Annotated in this window: 21 protein-coding genes; 11 read left to right on the top strand and 10 right to left on the bottom strand. The window is 40.7% G+C overall.

Annotation, left to right across the window (positions count from 1 at the left end):
- Nucleotides 1–1,061: hypothetical protein (locus FWE37_03950; GenBank protein ID MCL2520141.1), on the top strand; the 1,061-nt coding region annotated here is incomplete at its 5' end.
- Nucleotides 1,062–1,117: 56 nt separating this feature from the next.
- Here the strand turns inward: FWE37_03950 and FWE37_03945 are convergent.
- The 3 genes from FWE37_03945 to FWE37_03935 form a co-directional block, all read right to left on the bottom strand.
- Nucleotides 1,118–1,594, bottom strand: coding sequence for a hypothetical protein (locus FWE37_03945; protein ID MCL2520140.1), 477 nt, complete (start codon nucleotides 1,592–1,594; stop codon nucleotides 1,118–1,120).
- A gap of 111 nt (nucleotides 1,595–1,705) precedes the next feature.
- Nucleotides 1,706–2,596, bottom strand: a complete 891-nt coding sequence (locus FWE37_03940; protein ID MCL2520139.1) for an ABC transporter substrate-binding protein — start codon at nucleotides 2,594–2,596, stop codon at nucleotides 1,706–1,708.
- Nucleotides 2,562–3,038, bottom strand: a complete 477-nt coding sequence (locus tag FWE37_03935; protein MCL2520138.1) for an ABC transporter substrate-binding protein — start codon at nucleotides 3,036–3,038, stop codon at nucleotides 2,562–2,564. The genes FWE37_03940 and FWE37_03935 overlap by 35 nt, the downstream gene beginning before the upstream one ends.
- Nucleotides 3,039–3,231: 193 nt before the next feature.
- Between FWE37_03935 and FWE37_03930 the strand changes: the two genes are divergently transcribed.
- The 3 genes from FWE37_03930 to FWE37_03920 all read left to right on the top strand — a co-directional run bounded on the left by FWE37_03930 (nucleotide 3,232) and on the right by FWE37_03920 (nucleotide 5,058).
- Entirely contained in the window at nucleotides 3,232–3,420 is a 189-nt protein-coding gene (locus FWE37_03930) for a hypothetical protein (GenBank protein MCL2520137.1), read from the top strand.
- Between the two features lie 213 nt (nucleotides 3,421–3,633).
- The gene (locus FWE37_03925; protein MCL2520136.1) at nucleotides 3,634–4,479 is read left to right on the top strand and encodes a flagellin; all 846 of its coding nucleotides are present in this window, start codon (nucleotides 3,634–3,636) and stop codon (nucleotides 4,477–4,479) included.
- Nucleotides 4,480–4,509: 30 nt separating this feature from the next.
- On the top strand, nucleotides 4,510–5,058 hold the full coding sequence (locus FWE37_03920) for a Uma2 family endonuclease (GenBank protein MCL2520135.1): 549 nt from the start codon (nucleotides 4,510–4,512) through the stop codon (nucleotides 5,056–5,058).
- An 87-nt stretch (nucleotides 5,059–5,145) separates the two neighbouring features.
- Here the strand turns inward: FWE37_03920 and FWE37_03915 are convergent, their stop codons facing one another.
- The gene (locus tag FWE37_03915; GenBank protein ID MCL2520134.1) at nucleotides 5,146–7,062 is read right to left on the bottom strand and encodes a methyl-accepting chemotaxis protein; all 1,917 of its coding nucleotides are present in this window, start codon (nucleotides 7,060–7,062) and stop codon (nucleotides 5,146–5,148) included.
- Nucleotides 7,063–7,124: 62 nt separating this feature from the next.
- Nucleotides 7,125–7,541: a hypothetical protein gene (locus FWE37_03910; GenBank protein MCL2520133.1), complete on the bottom strand. Its 417-nt coding sequence runs from the start codon at nucleotides 7,539–7,541 to the stop codon at nucleotides 7,125–7,127.
- A gap of 333 nt (nucleotides 7,542–7,874) precedes the next feature.
- Here FWE37_03910 and FWE37_03905 point away from each other — a divergent pair, with 333 nt between their 5' ends.
- The 7 genes from FWE37_03905 (at nucleotide 7,875) to mutS (ending at nucleotide 19,999) form a co-directional block, all read left to right on the top strand.
- The gene (locus tag FWE37_03905; protein ID MCL2520132.1) at nucleotides 7,875–8,480 is read left to right on the top strand and encodes a MotA/TolQ/ExbB proton channel family protein; all 606 of its coding nucleotides are present in this window, start codon (nucleotides 7,875–7,877) and stop codon (nucleotides 8,478–8,480) included.
- 8 nt (nucleotides 8,481–8,488) lie between these two features.
- Nucleotides 8,489–8,884, top strand: a complete 396-nt coding sequence (locus FWE37_03900; protein MCL2520131.1) for a biopolymer transporter ExbD — start codon at nucleotides 8,489–8,491, stop codon at nucleotides 8,882–8,884.
- A gap of 17 nt (nucleotides 8,885–8,901) precedes the next feature.
- On the top strand, nucleotides 8,902–9,645 hold the full coding sequence (locus FWE37_03895; GenBank protein ID MCL2520130.1) for an energy transducer TonB: 744 nt from the start codon (nucleotides 8,902–8,904) through the stop codon (nucleotides 9,643–9,645).
- Between the two features lie 16 nt (nucleotides 9,646–9,661).
- Complete coding sequence (locus FWE37_03890) at nucleotides 9,662–14,152, top strand: hypothetical protein (protein ID MCL2520129.1); 4,491 nt, start codon at nucleotides 9,662–9,664, stop codon at nucleotides 14,150–14,152.
- 89 nt (nucleotides 14,153–14,241) lie between these two features.
- Nucleotides 14,242–16,914, top strand: coding sequence for an outer membrane protein assembly factor BamA (bamA, locus tag FWE37_03885; protein MCL2520128.1), 2,673 nt, complete (start codon nucleotides 14,242–14,244; stop codon nucleotides 16,912–16,914).
- Nucleotides 16,915–16,939: 25 nt separating this feature from the next.
- On the top strand, nucleotides 16,940–17,470 hold the full coding sequence (locus FWE37_03880; GenBank protein ID MCL2520127.1) for an OmpH family outer membrane protein: 531 nt from the start codon (nucleotides 16,940–16,942) through the stop codon (nucleotides 17,468–17,470).
- Complete coding sequence (gene mutS, locus FWE37_03875) at nucleotides 17,471–19,999, top strand: DNA mismatch repair protein MutS (protein ID MCL2520126.1); 2,529 nt, start codon at nucleotides 17,471–17,473, stop codon at nucleotides 19,997–19,999.
- Nucleotides 20,000–20,544: 545 nt separating this feature from the next.
- Here mutS and FWE37_03870 read toward each other — a convergent pair.
- From FWE37_03870 to FWE37_03850, 5 genes are all read right to left on the bottom strand, one after another.
- Complete coding sequence (locus FWE37_03870; protein ID MCL2520125.1) at nucleotides 20,545–21,006, bottom strand: hypothetical protein; 462 nt, start codon at nucleotides 21,004–21,006, stop codon at nucleotides 20,545–20,547.
- Nucleotides 21,007–21,010: 4 nt separating this feature from the next.
- Nucleotides 21,011–21,526, bottom strand: a complete 516-nt coding sequence (locus FWE37_03865) for a gamma carbonic anhydrase family protein (GenBank protein MCL2520124.1) — start codon at nucleotides 21,524–21,526, stop codon at nucleotides 21,011–21,013.
- 11 nt (nucleotides 21,527–21,537) lie between these two features.
- On the bottom strand, nucleotides 21,538–22,320 hold the full coding sequence (locus tag FWE37_03860; protein MCL2520123.1) for a hypothetical protein: 783 nt from the start codon (nucleotides 22,318–22,320) through the stop codon (nucleotides 21,538–21,540).
- Nucleotides 22,317–23,120, bottom strand: a complete 804-nt coding sequence (locus tag FWE37_03855) for a phosphatidylinositol 4-kinase (protein MCL2520122.1) — start codon at nucleotides 23,118–23,120, stop codon at nucleotides 22,317–22,319. The genes FWE37_03860 and FWE37_03855 overlap by 4 nt, the downstream gene beginning before the upstream one ends.
- A gap of 96 nt (nucleotides 23,121–23,216) precedes the next feature.
- Nucleotides 23,217–23,454 (bottom strand): FKBP-type peptidyl-prolyl cis-trans isomerase (locus FWE37_03850; GenBank protein ID MCL2520121.1); only part of this gene is annotated, 238 nt, incomplete at its 5' end.

The following is a 23,454-nucleotide window of genomic DNA, read 5'->3' as shown; positions in this document are numbered from 1 at the left end:
GAAGTAACGACCCTAACTTAGAGAAAATCAAGCATCCAAGACATGATTTAAATCATGGCATAGCGCTTGTAGGCATGGCGTTAAACCCGGCGCGGCCGGATAGAGAGAGAACTATGAGAGAGGCTCCTTCACCTAAAGAGGGGGTGTTAGAGATTAGTAATGGGGAGAGCTCTCTGGCTTTGACGGAAGAGGGCTTAATGAGCTTACAAAATGAGAAAGGAGGAATAACGTTAGCCGAGAATGGCAGGTTTGCTGTAAGAAATGGCAATGAGGAGCTGTTAAGCTTATTTGATGAGCTATTGAGTGTACTGGAGTTACTAACGGTAACGAGTAGGAGCGAAGGATTGTTACCGATTAGTCCCACACAAAAAGCTAAAGTGATTAATATTAGAAGCAGGTTTAAGAGCTTTTTACTGAATGGAACTGGTAGCAATGAAAATGGCCAAGATAATGCTAATGATAATAACAATGAAACTGATAATAATGGAGGAGGAGAGACAGTGGTAGATGAAAATGATAGAGAGGAAAGCGTGTTTAAACTGCTGTTACAAACAGAGGTGGCATCAGAAAATAATGTTATAGGGTTATATGGTTGTAATTTACGAGTATGTCAGGCTATGGCAGAGATAGTAGCAGGGAAAAATTTAACTGCAACGCAAATTAAAGAACTTTATGACAATGGAGTAACAAATGATTGGGAAAAGGTAAAAGATTGGCAAGCTACAGTAAATAGCAGAAAGTATATTTTTACTGGAATTAGGAATAATGGTCAGATTAGTTGTTTAGTTCAAAATGGTGATATGGCTATAAAAGCTGCTATGAAGAAACTAATTGGCAGTGAAGCTGGCTCGCCTAGTCATCAATTTCTTGGTGATTATACTAGTAGCCGTTTTATAAGGCATAGACATAAAACCACATTTACTAATAGTACAGGTAACCACTTTACTTTAACCGATACCAAAGGTGAAAGAGGCTTTACGACTTGGGATCCAGATCCTCAAACTACCGAAAAATATGTTAAAGAGGGTGATCACGATAATCGTCGTGAATATTTTGAATAGATAATCACACACCCCATAGCTTATTATGAACAAGTTATGGGGTGATATTCTGTATTTTATTGCCAGAAATCTATATCAAGAAGAGGGTGATTATTTGGTCCTATAGTTACTGTGGCATTAGTTCTAAATAGCCCAATAGACATGAGCTGACTAAGATTACTTACATCAATATTGCTTAATCCAGTGTAAGATACTTCAAGGTGAATTAACTTGATATTGTGGCTCAAATTAATATGTAGTAAGTCAAAGTTATAGCTTAGATTAAGCCTTGTTAAACCCAACAAGTACTCAATACCGCTAGCATTTCTAATATTTTTGCTACTTGCATCTAATCGTCCGTCAATCCTCGCCAACTCATCACTCAACCTCTGCCCTATTAACCCGGCATTCGGCCCCAATACCTCCGCCACCACCGCCCTTAAATTTTCATCAGGGAACAAACTGGCTAAAGTAGCATTTGCCGCTACCGGCAACCCTTGCCCTTGTGCGTTTATGGCTATTAGTAATAAAGCTATAGTTAATATTTTTTTCATAGTTTTAGTTTAGCATAGCTTGCGGTTAAAGTAAAGCTAAAATTTAAAAATTTAGTCTGTGGGTGTAACTTTGCGTTAAATATTGAGTACCTATAGATGGATAGCTACCTTTTAATTTTCCTCTCTTACCCTTATACCTACCCAAGTATTTAAAACACTATTATTCCTTAACCCAAAACCGCTCCATCTTTCAAGGTCTATAATATTTGCCCTATACATATCGCTAACAAGGGGTATAATCGCTTGATCTTGCACAACAAAGAGCTCTTCGGCTAAAGCCGTTAAAGCCATACGTTCTTCTAAGGTAGCGGCGGCAAAGATTTGCCGTAATAAACTGGTAAAATGCGGGCTTGAGTAAGGAGTACGAATATAATTTCCATTAAAATAAGCGATAAACACTAAGGAATCGGGCACGCTAGAAATTATATTGCCTAAATAAAGATGGCTGGTATGCCTTTGCTCTAAATAATCTGCATAAGATAACCCTATCTCCTCTATCTCCATGCCCAGCTCATCACGCCAACTTTGAGCAATGGCATAACTAAAGGCCGGCACGCCGCCGCCTGCTACACTCATAAGGGTAAGAGCGGGTAACCCTTCCCCGCCCGGAAACCCGGCTTCTGCCAGTAACTGCCTAGCTAAAGTGGGGTTAAACAAATCGGGATTAGCCGGCCAAGTGCTAAGGTGCGGATAGTTAGTAATAAGTGTAGGCATTACCCCTTGCACCATAGTGGACGGCACTATAACCTCGCTTACCTTTTGGCGGTTAATAGCCAAGGTTAAGGCTTGCCGCACCCGCACATCATTTAAGGGCCATTCGTGGTTAATAGCTGCATAATAGGTATTTAAAGTAGCTGCCCAATGGCGGTGCGGATGCTGGTTACGCAAGCTAAGCTCATCGGGGTTATCTGGCGAGGGAAGATAGATGTTGGCCGATACCCAATCAATTTCACCGCTCAAAAAGGCGTTAGATAAACGATAATCCCCCATTACAAACGTCATTCCCACAACCTCTAAACGGTCGATTAAAATGGATAGAGAAAGTGAGCTCATCGATAATTTGAATAGTGGGAAATGCCTCCCATCCCCGTATCCACTGAGTAAAATTTAAAATAATCATACGCATATTAATAGGCTGGCCGTTACTAAAGCTTAAATTAGGCCGTAAGCTAAAAGTAAAAGTAGTGTGACTATCATTAATATGCCAGCTTTCGGCAATGGCAGGAATAATATTACCGGCCTGATCGCGGCGAAGTAAACCCTCGTACAAAGCTGTAAAGACAATTCGGCTAGTTGTTTCATTATTAAGACTAAGAAGTGGATCTAGGGTGTTGTCTGCAAAGCTGTTGCTGGCAAAAACAAAGGTAGTACCGTTAAAGCTTGCAGAACTATTACAGGCAAAAAATATAGCCGATAAAACCAGTAACGAAACTCTTTTTTTCATTGTATCTCCCATTAAGAACTATGATTAACTAATATTTATTAATTAGTATTTTAGTTTAACACCAAAAGATAGGGTTGTCAAGAGTAGATTATATACTTATAATAAAAATTATATAAATATTTTTATATTTTTGTTGACAATCCTATGAACTATGTTATAGTATAGTTTATAAATTTTTTAAGGGGGATATTTAATGAAAAAAGTATGCGCAGTATTACTGGTAACGTTACTGTTAGGCGTTAGCCCTGTCTTTGCTAGTTTAATTGAAGGAAGATCCGGTATGAATTTGGCTAACGATGCCGGCGGCGGCGGTAGTAGACCCGGAGGAAATCCGGGTGGTGGGAATAACGGCGGCAATACAAATGTTGCAAGCGGCATATAAGCTGCCCTGTAAAAACTTCATTTAAAAAGCTCAAGCGGGTTCAACCGGCTTGAGCTTTTTAAATGAAGAGCAGCTATGCTCATTATAGTGAGCTAACTTTTATTACTTGCGTGCTTTTTACAAGCTTTTCGGCCGATTAATTATACTAAAGAGCATAAACACCTTGAATACTAAGGTAAATTATAGTATACTATAAGCCAAAGGAGACGAGTAATGATAATTAACCATAACCTAAGCGCTATTAATGCTAACCGCCATTTAAATATGGTAAATAGCCGGCAAATTCATACAATAAGCCAGCTTAGCAGTGGTTTGCGCATTACTAGAGCGGCCGACGATGCCGCCGGTCTTGCCGTCTCCGAACGAATGCGGGCGCAAATACGCGGCACCAACCAAGCCGTACGTAATGCTAACGATGGTATTAGCTTTGTACAAACCGCCGAAGGTTTTTTACAAGGCACCACAGAGGCCTTGCAACGTATGCGCGAGCTAGCGGTGCAAGCTGCCAACGGTATTTACAGCGAGTTTGACCGTGCCAGTATTCAGGCCGAAGTTGATCAGCTTTTTGAAGAACTTAATCGTATAGCCGAGCAATCGCAATTTAATGGTCTTACCCTCTTTGACGGCAGCTTTAGCAATAACGGCGGTATAGCGGCCAGTTTTCATATTGGGGCCAATATGGACCAACGTATTGGCGTAAATCTAAACGATATGTCGGTAGTAGGGCTTGGCCTAGCCGGCGCCTTTGGCGAAGGCGGTGTCTCGGTGGCTACGGCCGATAATGCCAACAGTGCCATTGGTATGCTAGATGGGGCGCTTATGGTAGTAACCCGCGAGCGGGCTAATTTAGGAGCTTTTCAAAACCGCTTAGAACTTTTAGTAAATAGCCAAATGAACGCCAGCCAAAATATGCAATTTAGCGAAAGCCAAATCCGCGACCTTGATATGGCCGGAGCAATGGTAGACCTTATGCGTGAGAATATTTTAATGCAGGCCTCTATGGCGATGTTAGCGCAGGCGAACCAACGCAGCCAAATGGTGTTAAGTCTTTTAAATTAAGAGTGAATAATTAAAAAAACAAGAATTAAAATGAGTGGGTTACCAATTCAATCTTATTATACGATAGAAGATTATAACCGCCTTACCGAAGAAGGTGGTTTGCGTTATCAGCTTGAAGATGGGTTACTCCTTATGTCGCCCTCACCTAGCGGCAGCCACCAACGACTACTTTTAAAGCTAGGCAGCCAGTTAGAGTACCACTTTAAAGATGGTGAGTGCTGGGTTTTCCCCGACTTTGATGTGCAGCTCTTCCCCGATGAAGACACCATTTATTGCCCCGATTTACTAGTGCTATGTGATAAATTAAAATACACAGAGAGAAAAATTATCGGCGCTCCTAACTTTATTATAGAAATATTTTCACCCAGCACCGGTGGCTTTGATTTAAGCGATAAGCGCGAACAATACCAACGGGCCGGTGTTAAAGAATATTGGGTAGTGCGTAGCCCAAACTTAGTTTATACTTATCTACTTAATAGTAGCGGCCACTATGAAGAGACTATCTATCGTAACAAGGCAAGTATAGCGGTAAGAAGCTTTACCGGTTTAACTTTAAGTTTTGATATACTCCAAAAATAAATAAGAATAAACCACGAAAGACACAAAAAGCACGAAATAAAATTTCTTTTATAGTAATACTCTATTTTTTTTGAAAGAGCTCCTTAGCTAACTTTTATACTCTAACCTAACCTCTTCTGCACTCACCTTAAAAAAGGCCATCATTCCCTTTAGCTTTTTAGCCTGCTCTTTAAGCAGTTCGGCGCTAGCAGATAACTCTTCACTTGATGAAGCATTACGTTGAGTAGTTTCTATATCCAGCTGCATCATCTTATCAAATTGTTCAATACTATTGCGCTGCTCTTTACCGGCAACCGCTACTTCACGAATAAGCTGAGCGGTTTGTTGTATTTGCGGTACAATAGCATTAATTAACTCGCCGGCACTTTGAGCCAAAGTTAAACCATTTTTAGACAGTTCGCTAATTTCGGCAGCGCTAAACGCCGTATGCTCGGCCAGCTTACGCACCTCGCCGGCGACAACGGCAAAGCCGCGCCCATTATCACCGGCCCGAGCCGCCTCGATAGCAGCATTAAGGGCCAGCAAATTAGTTTGCTTAGCTATGCCTTCAATCATGGTAATTTTTTCGGCAATTATTTTCATAGCTTCACTCGTTTGGTTTACCGTAATACCCCCTTGCGTGGCTTTATTGGCCGCTTCTTTGGCAATTTTTTCGGTATGGCTTACATTATTAACACTTTGCGTTATAGCGCTGCTCATTGTTTCTACACTGGCGCTCGCCTCTTCAGTGCTGGCTGCTTGCTCACTGCTAGAGGTTGATATTATCCCGCTGGCGCTATGAATTTCGGTGGCTGTATGCTCAATAATTGCTACTATTTTATTGGTATCGCCCACCACTTGTGCCAAACGACTTTCTACCGCTGCCACCGAACGAGTCATTACCCCAATCTCATCGCTGCGCTGTAAAAGTTTGTTATCTATCTTAAAGGTCATATCGCCGGCAGCTAGGTTATCTAAATAATCTTTATTGGTAATAATTACCTTTACTATACGGCTAATCGTAGACATAACCAAAAGGCTACTTACAATGATAATAATTACCCCAATAAGAACGAGTACGGTAATAATATTGTAGGCCGAAGCCGTAACCACACGCATAGGCAAAACATAGCCGGCCATCCAGCCATCACCCACCTCTATCCCAAAAGGTAAAAAGGGAACCAACACTAACAGGCTTCTTTCATCGGTACGGCTGTTATAAAACTGTGCCGACATGTCCTCGCCCCTAACAAGGTTTTGCTCTATGCGCCTAACTATATCGGCCTCAAATAAATTTCTAATTGCCGTCGGCTCGGCTCCTCTAAGGCCGGGTATGCTTATAAAACCACTGGTTACTATAAAACCATAAGCGTCATCAATTTGCATGGTGTTTTGCACCGTAATAAGAGCCTGCTGCAACGTAGTCATTTTAATGCCGGCGGCCACCACGCCCGCAAAATTTTCTTGTTCATCATGGATAGGTACAGCCATGGCTACATAAAGTTCATTATTAAAAATAAAAGGGTCGATTAACTCTATGCGGTTACTTTGCCTAACCTGCTGATACAGCCCAAAGTTTCCATCAAGGCCGTTGTTGTTTATGCGGCCATTACCATCAACCCCCTTAAAAAAGCGGCCGCTATTATCCACAAACCAGCTACCGGTATGAGAGCCATCTAATACCCCCGCCTCTAAGATAATAAATAAAAAATCGAATGCTCCTGCCATATCGGTAGCTTCTATTCCTATTCGGGTTTCAACAAATTTATCACGCAAGGCCGGCTCAAAGGTTTTAATAGCAGCCTCTATACTGTTTGATAAGCTTTCGGACATCATCATATTAACAGTTGCCGCAATGTTAATAAAATTAGAAACCTTTTCAGCGTTACTTTCGGCTAGCCGTAAACTTTCGGCATAGGCCCTTCTGTAAACAGAGTTGCTTAAAATAGAAAAACCTAAAATAAAAACCAGCATAATACTGCCGCAAATAAGTAATACATTTTTAGCCCGTAAATTTAATTGCATTTTCTATCCTTTATCTACATAACATAATGACAGGGTGTAAAATAACTTTATTAACCAATTAGCTATAACATGCGTTTAACTAATTGCTTAAAATAATAAAATTGATATTTTTTATACTTAAAAGAAATATCTTCTTTTAAAGGCGATTTTTCTAAAGAGATAATGAGTAACTCTATACGTTCTTCTAAATTAGAAATATTAGCGCTGTTGGCTATGGCGCCTAAATTGCAAAAAACTGTACCAAAACTTTCTAACTTTAATGGGCTGGTGCGCCTGTCGGCTTCATCTTGTATGTAATTGCTATATTTATTAACATAAGGCCAAAGCAAATTTATTTGTACCTCATAAAAATTATCATGCTGTTGGTAGATAGACCAAAGCCTTTCTAAAACGGGGATAAAGTTATCCGAATACCGTTCTTCTTTGTAAACACCTGCGATTAAATCTTTCTCCAGTTGTGATGCCTTATAGTTTATCATAACACCCTCTCAGAATAATCATAGTATATAGTAATACCTTTATTTTGTAAAGGCATTATAACGCTTAATTTTTTAAATATTTGGCCAATAAGTAAAAGTTATACATTGCAAGAGTTTACTATTTGTAAAACTATAAAAAATTTTGTGCTGCCGGTTAATATATAGGCGTGCTTAATTTCTCTTACTTTTACATTATATATCCATTCATTAGCAAAAATATATCCTAACAGCTAAAAAATAAGAAATAAAATTTTTTAACTCTTACTTCTTATTTTTTAAATTGCCTTTTTTCACCTTTCAGTTTTCGGTTAGCAACTTGCCGATAGTATAGATATGCTAGAGCTTATTCGTAATAATTTACCGGCTTTAATGCCTATTTTTGTTTTATCTTTTATAAGTGTTATTATTATGATAGAGCGTTTTTTTTATTTTTATTCTATCAAAGAAGATAACGAAGTTACCCGCCGCTCCGGTTCGCTTTATGCCCAGGGGAAAAATGAACAAGCGCTCGAGGCGCTAGGAACGGCGCATAACTCGGCCGAGCGGGCCGTTTTGCGTTATGCCATCGAAAACCGTTTTTTACTAGACGATGTGTTAAGGCAGCGGCTAGAGATTATTGCCGGCAATCGTATCACTTTAATGGAAAACCGTGTTTCTTTTTTAGCGGCTATTGCTAACATTGCCACCTTAATCGGCCTGCTAGGTACGATTGTAGGTATGATAGTGGCCTTTAATGCTATTTACCGGGCCGGCAGCAGCAACCCCTATTTACTGGCCGGCGGTATCGGCCAAGCCCTTATTACTACTGCCGCCGGACTGGCCACAGCTATCCCCAACTTGTTAGCGTATCATTATTTTGCCGAAGTTATTGGCCGTAAGGTTGATAGGCTTAACAACTTAATAGCCGAAATTTTAAGCAGCAAAGGTAGTCGTTTATAATAAAAATTATGAATAACAAATTAAAAAGCAGCCTTAAAACACAGCTTAGCTTACCGCTGGCCCCTTTACTCGATATAATTTTTATCGTGCTCTTTTTTTTGTTAATGAACGCTCGGCCGGCCGAGTACAACAGCTTTCAGTTTGGTGATGAGGCGGTCAATACAAGTCAATCTATCATCGTTAATATAGATGACGAAATTAAAATAGATAACCAAGTAGTTTTGTTAGAAGATTTTACCGGCAAGCTTCAGCAGCTAACGGTAGATGGCGGCCCGGCCCAGTTAATTTTAGTGGCCAGCCCCGAAGTAAGTTATGGCCGGCTTATTAATATTATTAATTTAATAAGCCAAACCGGGCATATTTATAATATTAGTTTAGCTATAGAAGAGCTAGCCGCTAATTAACATTTAGGTAATTAAAGATGAGTAATATTTACATACGGCCTTACAAATACCTTAACCGCAGCCTAAAACCTTTGGCCATTCGCCATAAAAAGGCGCGCCGCCGCTCATTTTTATGGCTGGCCGTTGTTAGCTCGCTTTTGGTGCATTTAGTTTTTTTGGCCGCTATTCTGCTTATTAATTTACCGCAAACCAACTACTATACGGCTTTAACTTTAAGCAGTGCCAGCCCTTATCTTACTATTATTACCTTTCCGGCAGCTGTAGCCCCAACCGAAGAACCCGACGAAGCCATAACCAGTTCTCAGCCTATTATTAACGGGCCGGCTATAGTGAGTAACGTTGTACCGCCTGTTAGCTCCGCTAGGCCGGCCAATCCACCGGCAACCCGCCCTGCCCCCATAGCTAACGCAGCGGCTGCTAACCCGGTGCTGCCTGTTACTCCGCCACCTTTACCGGCGGCCGAACCGGTTGTACCGCAAAGTTTTCAGCTAAGCTCGTTAGTACTTAATGCGGCGGGACGCAGCTTTAGGGAATGGCCTAACTTTAACTTTTATTTACCGGATAACTTTACCGCCTTACAAAAAAATGTTACAATAGAGTTGACTATTACCGGCGATGGCCGTATTTTAGATACAACCATTATAACTAGTAGCGGTAATACTATGCTTGATAACCGTTTACTAAGTATTGTACAGTTAGCTAGTTTTACCGAGCGGGTTAATACGCCCCTTCAGGTTGCTACCTTAACCATTCATTTTTAATAAACGATGGGGCTAAATGAAAAAAAAAGCTTGGCGTGAACTTTCGGAACATAAAAAGGCAGTTATTACCATAGCTGCCTTTGTAGCTTTTATCTTGTTAATTTTAGTTCCTTTACAGCTTTATGTTAGCCACCGCCTTAATATTGAGCGCGACCGTATTATTAGCACCATCGAAGAACGTTATAATATTTTTATTACCTTCGAGAACACCTCTAGCGCCTTTTTAAGTTACTTCGAGCTGCGTAATGTCTTAATAGAGCGGCGCGAAGAACCTTATAGCTTTACCTTAAATATTAACCGCCTGCGTTTTGCTTTTAACCTGTGGCCGTTATTGTTTGGGCAAAGCCCCGCTTTAGAGATTATCCGCTCGGTAGGTGTTAACAGGGCCGATTTTCATGTGGTTAATATTGCTCTTAACGAACAAGACGATACGCTTATCGACCGACTAGCCGGCGGCGAGCCCATCTTCGACCTTAATCTATTTTTTGATAATTTATTTGCTACGTTAAATGCCGAGATAGACCATATTTTACCGCCGCTGTTAATTGCCGGCCGCCACATTAATGTTAGTTATACAACGGCCAGCGGACTGTTTGAAGTAAACGACCTGCTGCTAAATATTGCCCCTACCACCTACGATAGGCTTACCTTAGCCCTTACCGCCGGCGTACACCTTAATTTTAATAATTTTTTTACCCTTAATGGGGCTATTAATGCGCGCGGCTTTACCACCAGCAACTTAAGTATGGGCGATTTCCAGCTTTCAGCCAACAATGTGGCCTCTAATTTTTTATTTTTGGGTAATCAGGGCTTACATATTTTATGGGGCGGCAATTTGCTAGAGGTACGTAAAAACATCGACCATTTGCCGCTGGATTACCTTATACGTATTGATAGCCTAAGCCAAACCCTCTTTGGTTATTTTTCGGCCAGCAATTTTGTTATTAACGATTTTTTTAGCTTTGATGATATTACCTTACAAGATATGGTTTCGTCTTTTTCTTTCCTTGATGGTTCGGCCTCCTTTTTATATTACCACGAAGCCGCCTTAGCTATTTACGACCTAGATGGCCAAGCGCAGCTTATGCTTAATCATAACCCGCTTAACCTTACCCTCAATATGGCCGGCAACAACGTTAAAACACAGGTAAGAAATTTTAATGTTAATTATGGCCAGCATTTAGCCAGCTTTAACGGCGAGATAGATTTAACCAATTTTTTTCCCAGCGGTACGTTAATTTTACAAACCGCCATTAATAACGAACCTTTAAGGGTGGTAAATAACTTTATTAACCACGATAGCCACCTAGAACTGCAAACGGGCGCCATTACTTTAGGCGGCCAAAATTTAGCCCAAGCTTTAACTATTTTTAATTTTGATGATAATGTTTATACCGTTAGCAGCCAGCTTAATCAAGTAAGTAATCCGGTGCCTCTAAGCTTTTTTGCTCATTACGATGTAAGCAGCCGCATAGGCAACTTTAACCTTTTTACCAGCAGGCTAGATTTAAGTTTTTTAAACGGCTTGCTGCCGGCTTTTGTGCAAAACCTTAGCCTTAGCTACAATATTAACGGCAGCTTAGTTGGCAGCCAATTTAATATAGATGGGTATAATATAGAGCTAACGGCGGGCGATAACCAAAGTTTAAGTTTAGCTTTTAGCCTTAACAATAATAATTTTAGCTTGCATAACTTACAATTATTATACGGTAACTTTGGTTTGGGTCTTAATTTAAACAGTACCGTTAGTTTACAGCCCAGCTTTACCGGCAACTTGATAACCGATGTACTAAGTTACCCTTTTAGCGGCAATTTTAGCGATAATTTATTAAATATCGACTATAATTACGGCCATATCAGTTTTGATACTTTACAAAATACCCTAGAGGCCGGCATTAACGATATGGTTATTGGCGGCGATTTACTGCTTAACTTTTCGGCAGAGGCACAGCTGGCCGGCCAAGAAAGCAGCGCTGCTTTGCACTATTTGCGGCTTAATAACAACCAGTTAAATATTCAGCTTAACGACGGCAACTTTGGTTTAAATAGTGGCCGTATTAACCAAATAGTTTTTAGCGATAATATTTCGCAGCTTAGCGGCAGCGCCGATTACACCCGCTTAGCAAACGGTTACGAGGCTTTAGTTACCTTAAGCGGCGGGCAAGGCGAGCTTTACCGTGCCCAGGTTTTTTACACCGATATTTTTGCCGGTAACTTAGTGGTACAAAATTTTCCTTTAACAAGACTAAATGTGCCCGAGCTAGACGGCCTTGCTTCACTTAACTTAACGGTAGATAACTCCGATGGTCTAGCTGCTTTAGGAGATGTTACTGTGAGCGGCTGGTTTAACAACAACCGTTTACAATTTTATACCGGCTTTAACTATAGCCCCGCCAGAGTGGCCCTTAATAGCATTAGCGCCCAATATGGGGTATGGCTTACCTATGGCGGCAGTTTTGTGGCCGATTTTAACGAAAATTTTGTTAGGTTTAGTACCGAAGTTGGTCACTTTTTTAATTATTACCGTACTTCGCTGGCTTTTTATTTACAAGAAGACAACCCCAGCGGCCCTTCCAGCTTTAACTCTTTTTTAAATAATAACTTTTCGGGCTTAGTAGAGATGGGTTCTTTACAAGTTAAGGGCCGTACTGCTTTTTCGGCCAGCCGTATCGCCATTGCTCGGCAAGGCCACAACTTTAGGCTAACCGGCCGTGAAGGTATCGATTTAGATGTTTTTTTAAATTTAGCCGCCCAACAATTAAATTTAAATATTTTTAATAAAGACGGCCTTAGTTTATTTGCTAACGCCAACTTTAGCGAGGAAAGCTTTAATATAGATGTAAGCCACTTTGCCGCCCCGCTGCCTATGTTTAATCCCTTTTTGTTACGCGGCGAAAGTAATCGTTTACTTGGTTTTGAAAGAGGTACCATTACCGGCAGCCTTAATATTAACCACGACCGCCTAATTAACGGAGCCGTAAATTTTAATAACTCGGCGTTAGTTTCACCTTTTTCGCCGGGTACACGGCTGCTGCTTAACCATAGTTTACTGATAGAAAATAACGTTATTACTACCGGCGAAGGCTGGCGATTTAATGTAAACCGCAACATTTTTACTTTACAAATAGAGATTAGCCTTAACTTACCTAGCTTTATTTATACCATCAATCTTAATGTAGACGGCGACCGCGGTATTCCTTTTGCCTTTGGTATTGGCAACCAAGTGCGTTTTAGCGGCAATGCCACCGGCTGGGCCCAACTGCAAGGTAACGAACAAATGGGCTTTTTATCGGGCCGGCTTAACGTGCCTTTTGGACAGGGCGGACTGGGCAACTTAGCGGCTTTAATGGGCAGCGACGAAGACCGGCGGGTAAACCCCACTATCCGCGAGGTAAGGCCGGGCTACACCTTTATTGCCAGCCCTAATCGTGGTTTAAATACCGACTATTTTAACGGCCTGCGTTCTAATTTTATTGGCGCCGGTACCAGCAGCCAAAACGATACCACTGGGCTGTTTACCATCGTCAGCGGCAACGATTTTTCTTTTTTTGTTCCCAGTGTGCAGCTGCCCATTATCTCTACCACCTTTGCACCCGGCCAGCAAGCTAATTTAATGTTAGAAATTGTAATGGGCGGGCAAGGTTTTGCTTATATGGAGGCCGATTTACGCATTAGGCGCGGCTGGATTAGCTATGCTAACAGCACCTTTAATATCCGCGACGGTGGGGTGGTACAGTTAAACGAGCAAATTGGCTTTAACCCGATGTTAATTTTTGATGCCGATTTAAGATTACCCTCCGCCAATAACCAAATTATCACCATGCACTTTGCCAACCAAGCGGTAGACGACTACGACCCCACTTTCTCGGCTACTCCAGCGATGACCAACAACCAAATTTTGGTGGCTTTAGGGGCTACCTTTTTACCCAGCTTGCAAAACGTACTGGCGGCCGATGACGATTTTTTGCAAAATCAGGGCTTTAACAACAATTTTGTGTTAGCCGATGACGAAGCTACAGTAAGCGAGGTAAATGCCCTTAATACTATGGCCCAACTGGGCGGCGATTTATTAAACCAATATGCCGCTAACGCTTTCGCTAATTTGCTGCGTAATATTACTTTTGTTGATGTTATTTCTATCCGTACCAATTTAGTGAGTAACCTTATTCTTAACCAGCTTAACCCCGAAGGTTTTACCACCGATGAGGAACTATGGCGTTCCCTTATAGAGGGCAGTTCTATTTATGCCGGCTGGTACTTTAATAATCAATTTTCTTTGCAGGGCTCGCTCGGGGCCGGCCGGGGCGATGACGAAAGGATAGAGCCCACCATCGGCCTGAGCGCTTTGTTTAACACACCTTTTTTTATGGCCGAAATGTCTATTGGCTCTAACTTTGCCAATAATCAAACCGGGCTGTTCATTAATGATGTATCGCTAACTTTATCGCGTTCCATTACCTTTAGAAGTTGGGCGCATTTTTGGAGCCAGCTAATAGGCAGAGAATAAGCTATAATATATTGTTAATATTTGATTAATTAACCGCTAAACTACTTGATTTTTTGCCAGCTATTAGTAAAATGGTCATAAGGATTATTATGTTAAAAAATTACTTAAAGATTGTCGCCTTGCTTATTGTGGCCAGCCCTTTGCTGGCACAGGATAGCCCTTGGGGTTTAACTATTGCCAATATAAGCTTTAGCGGCCTAAACAATATTAACCAAAGTGAAGTTAACGGCATTACCAACCCTTTTCGCGGCCAGCCTTTAACCCCCGATGTGGTAAATACCATCGAAACTGCCCTGCGCAATACCGGCTTTTTTTATACGATAGATACCCAAATTGCCCCCGGTAGCCAAACCGCTACCCATATTGCCTTGCTTATTGTAGTAGAAGAACGGCCGCTTATCGATAACATTCGGTTTGTGGGTAACCGCCGTATCCGTACTAACGAACTGGTTAGGCAATCGGCTTTACGCCGGCGCACACCGTTCAGCGTAGCCGCAGTGCAAGCCGGCAATGCCGCTTTATTAACCCATTACCACGAAAATGGATACTTTGAGGCTGCCGTTAGTTTTGATTACACTATTAACAGTAACAACTTAGTAGATATTACCTTTACCATTAACGAAGGCATGCCCGAAGTAGTTAGGCAAATTACCTTTGAAGGGGTAAACCAGCTAACGGCCGGTAATAACGATAACAGGCTTAGGCAGCTTACTCGTATTTTGCAGCAGCAAACACCGGGTTTATTCCGCCAGCGCGGTCTTTTTAACCGGGCCTTTATCCCCGAAGATATGGCTACCATCAATCTTTTTTACCGTAGTTTTGGTTTTTTAGATGTAACTGTTAGCCAGCCCGAAGTAGTTCGCACCATTAACAGCCGGGCCGAAACTATCGATATTACTTTAGTTTATACCATTAACGAAGGCCGCCGCTGGAACTTTGGCGGGGTTACCTTAGTGGGCAATAATGTTTTTAGCAATGAAGAACTTTACCCTATTTTTAACATCGACCCGGCCAATTTACCGCAGCAAACCCGCCTTAACAATGTAAGCGGCCTTAATGTGGGTGAGGTTATCGACTATACCCGTTTTAGGCAAGCTTTAATTAATTTACAAATGCTTTACAGCAATGCCGGTTATATTTTTAACCAATATAATTTTAACGAAGACGGCTTTAGGAACGAAGCTGAGGGCAGCGTAAGTTATACCATTACCATTACCGAATTTGACCGGGCGCACATCGAAAATGTAAGTATTAACGGCAACACCAAAACGCGCGACCACGTTATTTTGCGCGATATTCCTTTTATCCCCGGCGAAACCTTTAGTCAAAACAAACTTATTCAGGCTTACAACAACTTAATGGCTACCGGTTACTTTGAGAGTGTAACACCAACTTTAAGTTTTGGCAGCGAGATTGGCCTTGTCGATATTAATATTGAAGTAGAAGAAGGTTCTACCCTACAGCTAAACTTTAGCATTAGCATAGGCGGTATGGACGGCAGCTTCCCGGTTTCCGGTATGATTGGCCTGCAGGAAACTAACTTTTTAGGCTACGGTTACAGCTTAGGGGTTAATCTATCGGGTAACCACCGGGAGCAAGAGGTATCGTTTAACTTTTTTAACCCGCGCGTTTTTGATAGCCGCTTTGGTTTAGGTTTTAACGTTTTTTACCGCCACCGTATCCAAAGTGTGGCGCAGGCTAGCACTACCCCCAGCACGACAGGCCAAAATATCCCGGCTCCGTTTACCGGCGCTTATGTTTTTAGACGACCCGAAACCGTTAATGGTGTAGAGTACCGGGCCGGCGACTTTTTCCCCGGCGAACCTAGTGCCGAGCAAATCCGCGAGTTAGGTTTAATCCGCGACTTTCAGTTTTTTCATAACAACAGCGAACTGTATAATATGGATTACCACCAGCACGAAATTGGCTTTGGTATTAGCACCGGTTATCGTGTAGCTATGCCCAGCTTTTTTCCGGGCTTCTTCCGTGTGGGCACCGGGTTTGATGTAGGCTGGACTTACATTACCTACGATGCCTACAGTTTTACGCCGGCCTTTAGCAGCCTGCGTGATGCCCACCGCAGCTGGGTATTTAACGATGGTCTTTGGTTACGTTTAAGCTGGGACGCTTTAAATAACCCCGCTATGCCTACCAGAGGGTTTATCCTTTCGCAGCATTTTTATTTGGCCGGCGGCCATTTAGGCGGCTTCCGTACCTTTTTACGCAGCCAAACAAGGTTTGACTATCATCACCAATTCCCGGCTATTCGTTTTGGCAGCGATGAAAACGCTTATTCTATGCAGTGGGGACTACGTTTCCGTACCGCATGGAACTGGATAGGCGACCAATTTGGTATGGAGATGGTAGATGCCTTTAATAGTTACTTTAGGTTAGATGGTATGTTTGTAGGACGGGGCTGGGCCGATACCAGCCCGGTAGGCCGCATTTTTTGGGATAATAGCCTAGAGTTTAGGTTACCGGTATTAGGCCGCTTTATTTGGTGGGACACCTTTTTAGATGCGCACTTTTTATGGGGTGATACCGAAGAACTGCGTAACACCGGCGGCTGGCATAACAACTTTTACGGAGCCATTGGAACAGGTTTTAGGGTGGCTATTCCTAGCTTTCCTATCTCTTTTTACCTTATTAAACGCTTTCAGTTTGAAGAGGGCGGTGGTATTAACTGGAACCCCGGTTTAAACCCAACCTTTCCTAATCAAGGCTTAGATATTGCCATTACCTTTTCAGTTGATATTTACTAAAAATTATATAAAGGAGTAATTTTTTATGAATTTTACAAAGATTTTTGCCTGCGCTATTTTTCTTACAGCCGGTTTAGCTTTACAGGCACAAAGCACCCCCGTTGTAACCAGAATTGCGGTAGTAGATTTACAAACTGTTTTTAACAGCACCAGCCAGCACAGCCCCTCTATGCAGCGTTTAGAAGAATTACGCGTGCGGTTAGAAGAAGATATTAGAAGCCGCCAAGAGGCTATCCAGTTATTAATTGAGCAAAGAACCGAAGCCAACCTAGAGGGTAACACGCGTGAGGTTAATAACCTTAACCGCCAAATTACCCAGCGCGAAAACGAACTGCAGCAGTTTCATCAAAATGCTCAAAGGCAACTGGATAGTGCCCGTGCCGCCGTACAAGTTGATGACGAACACCGTAATATTATCCACCGGGCCATCATCAACATTGCTAACCGTGCCGGTTATAGTTTAGTTATTGCTAACGGCGGTAACATTTTGTACTGGAGCCCGCAAGTTGATATAACGGCCGATGTTATTAACTTAGTAAACAGTATGCTTAATTAAATGAGCCAGCAAACACTCACGCCCATTATGCAGCAATATTATGCTTTAAAGCATAAATATACCGATACTATCCTGTTTTTTAGATTGGGCGATTTTTATGAGATGTTTGATGACGATGCTAAAGTGGTTAGCAATTTAATTGGGCTAACTTTGACCAACCGGCAAGGCCACGCCATGTGCGGTGTGCCTTACCACGCCAGTGAAACCTATGTGGCCAAACTGCTGGAGCATGGCTTAAAAATTGCCATTTGCGAGCAGCTTGGCCAAAATGACAAAGGCATTGCCAGCCGTGATGTGGTAGAGGTTATTACACCGGGTTCGGTGCTTAACCCTAACTTACTAAGCGAAAATGCCAACTATATGGCAGCCATTAGTTTTGATAAAGTTTACTCTTTTGCTTATCTAGATTTATCCACCAGCGAGTTTGTGGCTTTAGCTACTCCTTTAGCTTGGCAGGAATGGTTGCCTGACGAGCTGGATAAACTTAAAGTACGCGAATTAATTATTAACGAAGAGTTATTTGACGAGTTAAGCGGCTTAACCGGCAGCTACAAAATAGTGCCTACACGTTATCCGGCTTGGCTGTTTAACCACGATAGTGCTCTTAATCAACTTAAAAAGCAATTTACCACCGCTAACTTACGCAGTTTTGGCTTTAACGAAGATGACGAAGCTTTAAAGGCCGCCGGCGCTTTATTGGAGTACACCGCACAAATTACCCGGCAGCAGTTGCCGCATATTAATAAAATTAAACGGCGCGAATTACAGCAAGGTTTGCTGCTTAACCAAGAAACTCGTGCCAGCCTAGAGCTGGTGCAAAATAACTACCAAGCAAGCTTTACCTTATTTAACAGTCTTAATTATTGTACGGGAGCTATGGGCAGCCGCTTACTTAAGCATTGGTTGCTTAACCCTCTGTATGATAAAAAATTAATTGAAGAAAGACTGAACAGATTAACTTTCCTTACCGCCGATGAAGCTTTACTTAACAATTTACGGGCTATTATAAAGAAAAGCGGCGATTTGCAGCGGCTTAGCAGCCGTTTAGCTATGGATAAAGCCCACGCCAAAGATTTATTAGCGATTGCCGGCTCTCTAACTAGCTTCATACAACTTAACGGGTTACTAACTAAGCAATTAGATATTGATGATAATAAAATTGAAACCATTAATGATATAATTTTATTAATTAATAAAACTTTAGCCGACGACCCACCGGTTAGTCTTAACGAAGGTGGCTTAATTAAGACCGGTTTTTTACCGCAGTTAGATGAGCTAAGGGCTTTAGCTACCGATGGCCGCTCGGCTTTAGAGAGTTATGCCGAAGAAGAACGTACCGCCACCGGCGTTAATTTACGTTTAAAAGAAAACCGGGTTATCGGTTATTTTTTTGAGGTTAATAAAAATAACGCCGATAAGCTACCGCCTTATTTTATCCGCCGCCAATCGATGGTAACCGGTGAGCGTTTTTCTACCTCGCGCCTGCGCGAGCTGCAAGATAGCATTAGCCACGCCCACGAAAAAGCTATTAGTATGGAGCGCGGCCAATTTTTATTGCTGCGCGATGAGTTAAAAACTCATCTTAATTTGTTTTACGAAGTAGCCGCCCTCTTAGCTTTGTGGGATACCAGCGGTAGTCTCGCTTTGATAGCTTTAAAATATAATTATGTAAAACCAATAATTACAAACGATATTGGCATTACCATTAAAGCCGGCCGTCACCCGGTTATTGAGCAAAATCTTACCAATAATAGTTTTGTAGCCAACGATTTTATCGCTACCGCCAAAAACCGCAGTTTACTTATTACCGCTCCCAATATGGCCGGCAAATCAACTTACCTTAAACAAAATGCTTTAATTGTACTTATGGCCCAAATGGGAAGTTTTGTTAGTGCCGATGAGGCTACCATCGGTCTTGTTGATCAAATTTTTTGCCGTGTGGGCGCCAGCGATAATCTTGCTAAAGGTGAATCTACCTTTATGGTAGAAATGTTAGAAACAGCAAAAATTTTACAGCAAGCTACCAACCGTAGCCTCGTTATTATGGACGAAGTCGGGCGCGGGACCTCCAGCGATGACGGCCTTGCCATCGCCCGTGCCGTGCTGGAAGAGCTAACGGGCGGTATTAAAGCCATCACCCTTTTTGCCACCCACTATCACGAGCTGACGCGGCTGCTTAATGTGCATATTAAAAACTTTACGTTACGAGTTTTGGAAGAAAATAAACAAATTTATTTTTTAAAAGAGCTTACCGCTGGGGCCGCTAAGAGCAGCTACGGCACGCATGTGGCACGCTTAGCCGGTATCCCTGATAATGTGGCCGCTAAGGCCGAAGGCTATTTGGCCCAACTTATAGAAGATAAAGCCAATAAAAGGGCACGGCCGGCTAATCAAAGTTTGCTTTTTAGTGACGAAGCGGTGCTGCGCGAGGTTATTAATAAATTTAATGTAAGCACCGCTACTCCGCTGGAGGCCCTTAATTTTATTGCTAAATTACAGCAAGATAATTCAACGGTAAAACAAGGATAGGGAAATAGAAAAAATTTTATTTATTATTTTAATAATAGTTTTACCCAAATTAGTTATAGCCCAAAATAATACCGAGTTAAGAACCATTCGTGTTGTAAACGAGAGAGAGCCGGTATTACTTACCAATTTGGCCGTATACCAGAGACAACTTTTGATTTTTTAGGTACACGCATCGATTTTACTATGAATTTTAATGAAATATTAACAAATTTAAGAGCAGCCGACCCCTATTTTGACTACTCTTCCTCCAGAACCGGCCACGAAAGTTATATATATGCTAGATTGGGCACTTGGAGCTCCTTAGATATGAGATTTAATGACAATGATAACTTAACATCTGTAACTTTCTCTTTTTATAGCGATTAACTTAACGCCGCCACTCTTCTGATAGAAATAAACTACTTTCACTAATAGAGCGAGACCTTAGCATAAAAGTAACTAATCAACCTAAAAAAACTAACAATGCTGCATAACCTAGCTTTAGGTATAAATTAGTTTTTATTTTTTCTAATAATTTTGGCATTAGCCTTCCCTTAATATAATAACTATTTGGATACTTCGCTAGTTTTAGCTCGCTTTAATTTTTTAAAATTAATTGGAGATAAAATGACATAAACTACCGCCGCATATATAGCTAAATAATTTAGGAATATAGCTATACCTATTAAAAATAAAGCCCTCATACAACTTATAATAACAGGATTGACTTTAGAGTTTATTTCTGGATTTATTTTATAAAGCCGAAATTTATTTAAAATCTCGACTTGATTTTCATCCCAATCTTTCATAAAAAATTCATTTTTTTTCTGACTAAGTTTTAAATACCACTTAAAAATAAAAGCAAAAAATTTAATTAAACCCAACCCATTGAAAAAAAATATAATATTTACCAACATATACCTAACATTAAAGTTAGAAGTAAACAACGCAATTAAAGCTAGTATAAGTAAAACAGCTAGCAATAATTTTATATTTTTAGGCTTTAGAAATGCCAATATTTTAAACATAATTTCAAATTAACTTTAAAGTGTTATATTCTTTAATTTTATCAATATAATGCCGGCTGCCGATTTGCATACGCTGAGCAATTAGCGAACTAATTTCTTTAACCACTTTGGCCGGTACACCTACCGCTAAGCTGTTATCGGGTATCTCCATACCTTCACTCACTACAGCGCCGGCGGCAATGAGGCAGTTTTTACCAATTTTAGCCCCGCTTAAAACAATAGCTCCCATCGCAATTAAACAGCCATCGCCAATCGTACACGCATGGATAATAGCATTATGCCCAATAGTTACATTTTTACCAATAATTACATCTTTACCGGTATCGCCGTGCGCTACACTACCGTCCTGAAAGTTACTACCCTCACCCAGCACGATACGGCTAACATCGCCGCGCATAACAGCATTAAACCACACACTGGCTTCTTTTTCGATAGTTACCTGCCCTATTAAATTAGCCGATGGGGCCACAAAACTTTGCGGGTGCACCTGCGGGGCTCGCCCATTTACTTCGTATAACATATAAAGCTCCTTTAAGCTACTTCGCATATTTTTTGAGTATAATCTATCGCTTCTTCATCACTACTTACAGTCTTAACGCTTATTTTGCCATCACTTAAATCTGCAATTTGGGCCTTAATAGGGTTGTCAAATTTATCCTTACCGCTTTCATGGAGAATTATTTGTGGGCTAACATTTTTCATTAATTCTGGACGCTTAACTAAAGGTAACAAATTTGTTAAATTAGTACCATTAAAGTGGCCTGTTCTTTCATTTATTTTATTAAAATACACAACATAATTACTAGAAAGAATATCTACTGTTATTACTTTATAGCCAATACCAATTTCCTTATTAAATTTATTTTTATATTGCGGTAATTGTTTTTGTATTTTTTTAGCAAATTCGTTTGTTTCAGTTCTAATAGCTTTATTATGAAAGGCTAATACACTATTTAATTCACGTATATCTGCAAGAGTATCATCAGGTTTATCACGAATTGAAGAGCCAAAGGCACTAAGAACAACACCTTTATAATCTGCCTTAAAACCCTCTAAGGTTTTATATTCTTTATAATAATTCTTAAGCTCTTTTTCGTAGTTAGCGCAAATGCCTTTTATATCATCGTAATTATGGCTACCAAAAACCTTTTTTATAGCCGCAGAATCTAAAGTTGGCTTACAAACCAGCCTATCTTCGTTCCATGTTATTATCAATAAATTAAAACATTCTTGTGAGTACAAAGGGGTATAATATAATGAGGCCGTTTGCCATATCTTCTCGTTATCATTAAAAAGATTAAAATAATCGCTCATTTCTTCTCTTTTCCTCTTTTTTCAATTTGTTTGGCTACTACATCTTTCAGTTGACCGCCACGATTTATTAAAAAATCTCTTTCACCTGTAAAATCGACTACAGAAAGCTTTGCTTTACGAAAAACTTCAGAGCATTCATCAAAGCAAGTATTGACAAGTGAAGCAATACCTCTTGTTACTTCATTATATAAACTATCGGAAAGATTATCGTAAAAATTGCTTCTTGCAAAAAGTGTGCTTAATTCAATGGCTTTATGCTCTATCAGTTCTTTAACCAGCCAATTTCTATTAATTGCTTCAAAATAATGAGATAAGCTATTAATTTGTAAAGCTTGTTCATGGTCGATATAATGACGAATTTTATTATCTTTATTCTCAATTAAAATATTGCCGTAATGCCTATCGTCATTTAAAATTAATTCATCAAAAATGGCCATTGGCGGTACAGATGGATGCCCTATAGGAAGTTTCCCTATTTTGCTGGCAAAAGGTATACTAGTAAGCCATTCATAACCATAAGCATAACAGTTTGTTCTTATGCTACTATGCCTATTTTTCCCAATAGCTATTAAAATAGGTTGAGGAACTTGCAAATTAAGATTATTAGCTAATTTAGCACAAAATAATTCAATAGCTAACTCTTTATTACTAGGCAATAGTTTAATAAAACAAATAGTTTCTGTTTTATCTAACAGCTTTACCTTCCCTTTAAAGATATTATTTGATGGCTGCCCATATTCTACTCCAACCAAAGGTTCGAGTACCCCTACGACACTACCAACTTTAATATTACCATTCATCAACTATCATTGTAACACATTTTTAATATTTATGGTTATTTTTTACAAAAGAGGAGGGCTTTAGCCCTCCTCTTTATTTAAATATTAAATTGATAGTTAATTAATACTTAAAAGCTCAATCTCAAAAACCAACCAAGCATTAGGAGGAATAATCACCTGCCCTTGATGGGTTATACCGCGCGGCCCGTAGGCTAAATCGCCGGGGATAATTACGGTGCGGCGTTCGCCTACCGCCATATCCAGCAGCATTTCATCCCAGCCGGCAATTACATGGCCTACGCCAACGGGGAACGATAACCCTTCGCCACGAGCATAACTCGAATCAAAAACGCGG

The sequence above is a fragment of the Spirochaetaceae bacterium genome (assembly GCA_009784515.1).
Lineage (GTDB): Bacteria > Spirochaetota > Spirochaetia > WRBN01 > WRBN01 > WRBN01.
This window is presented reverse-complemented; position numbering and strand designations above follow the sequence as displayed.

Bases quoted from the DNA above. Each gene is read 5' to 3' on its own strand.
- FWE37_03945 (MCL2520140.1), bottom strand. From the start codon at position 1,594: ATGAAAAAAATATTAACTATAGCTTTATTACTAATAGCCATAAACGCA.
- FWE37_03940 (MCL2520139.1), bottom strand. From the start codon at position 2,596: ATGACGTTTGTAATGGGGGATTATCGTTTATCTAACGCCTTTTTGAGC.
- FWE37_03935 (MCL2520138.1), bottom strand. From the start codon at position 3,038: ATGAAAAAAAGAGTTTCGTTACTGGTTTTATCGGCTATATTTTTTGCC.
- FWE37_03930 (MCL2520137.1), top strand. From the start codon at position 3,232: ATGAAAAAAGTATGCGCAGTATTACTGGTAACGTTACTGTTAGGCGTT.
- FWE37_03925 (MCL2520136.1), top strand. From the start codon at position 3,634: ATGATAATTAACCATAACCTAAGCGCTATTAATGCTAACCGCCATTTA.
- FWE37_03920 (MCL2520135.1), top strand. From the start codon at position 4,510: ATGAGTGGGTTACCAATTCAATCTTATTATACGATAGAAGATTATAAC.
- FWE37_03915 (MCL2520134.1), bottom strand. From the start codon at position 7,062: ATGCAATTAAATTTACGGGCTAAAAATGTATTACTTATTTGCGGCAGT.
- FWE37_03910 (MCL2520133.1), bottom strand. From the start codon at position 7,541: ATGATAAACTATAAGGCATCACAACTGGAGAAAGATTTAATCGCAGGT.
- FWE37_03905 (MCL2520132.1), top strand. From the start codon at position 7,875: ATGCTAGAGCTTATTCGTAATAATTTACCGGCTTTAATGCCTATTTTT.
- FWE37_03900 (MCL2520131.1), top strand. From the start codon at position 8,489: ATGAATAACAAATTAAAAAGCAGCCTTAAAACACAGCTTAGCTTACCG.
- FWE37_03895 (MCL2520130.1), top strand. From the start codon at position 8,902: ATGAGTAATATTTACATACGGCCTTACAAATACCTTAACCGCAGCCTA.
- FWE37_03890 (MCL2520129.1), top strand. From the start codon at position 9,662: ATGAAAAAAAAAGCTTGGCGTGAACTTTCGGAACATAAAAAGGCAGTT.
- bamA (MCL2520128.1), top strand. From the start codon at position 14,242: ATGTTAAAAAATTACTTAAAGATTGTCGCCTTGCTTATTGTGGCCAGC.
- FWE37_03880 (MCL2520127.1), top strand. From the start codon at position 16,940: ATGAATTTTACAAAGATTTTTGCCTGCGCTATTTTTCTTACAGCCGGT.
- mutS (MCL2520126.1), top strand. From the start codon at position 17,471: ATGAGCCAGCAAACACTCACGCCCATTATGCAGCAATATTATGCTTTA.
- FWE37_03870 (MCL2520125.1), bottom strand. From the start codon at position 21,006: ATGTTTAAAATATTGGCATTTCTAAAGCCTAAAAATATAAAATTATTG.
- FWE37_03865 (MCL2520124.1), bottom strand. From the start codon at position 21,526: ATGTTATACGAAGTAAATGGGCGAGCCCCGCAGGTGCACCCGCAAAGT.
- FWE37_03860 (MCL2520123.1), bottom strand. From the start codon at position 22,320: ATGAGCGATTATTTTAATCTTTTTAATGATAACGAGAAGATATGGCAA.
- FWE37_03855 (MCL2520122.1), bottom strand. From the start codon at position 23,120: ATGAATGGTAATATTAAAGTTGGTAGTGTCGTAGGGGTACTCGAACCT.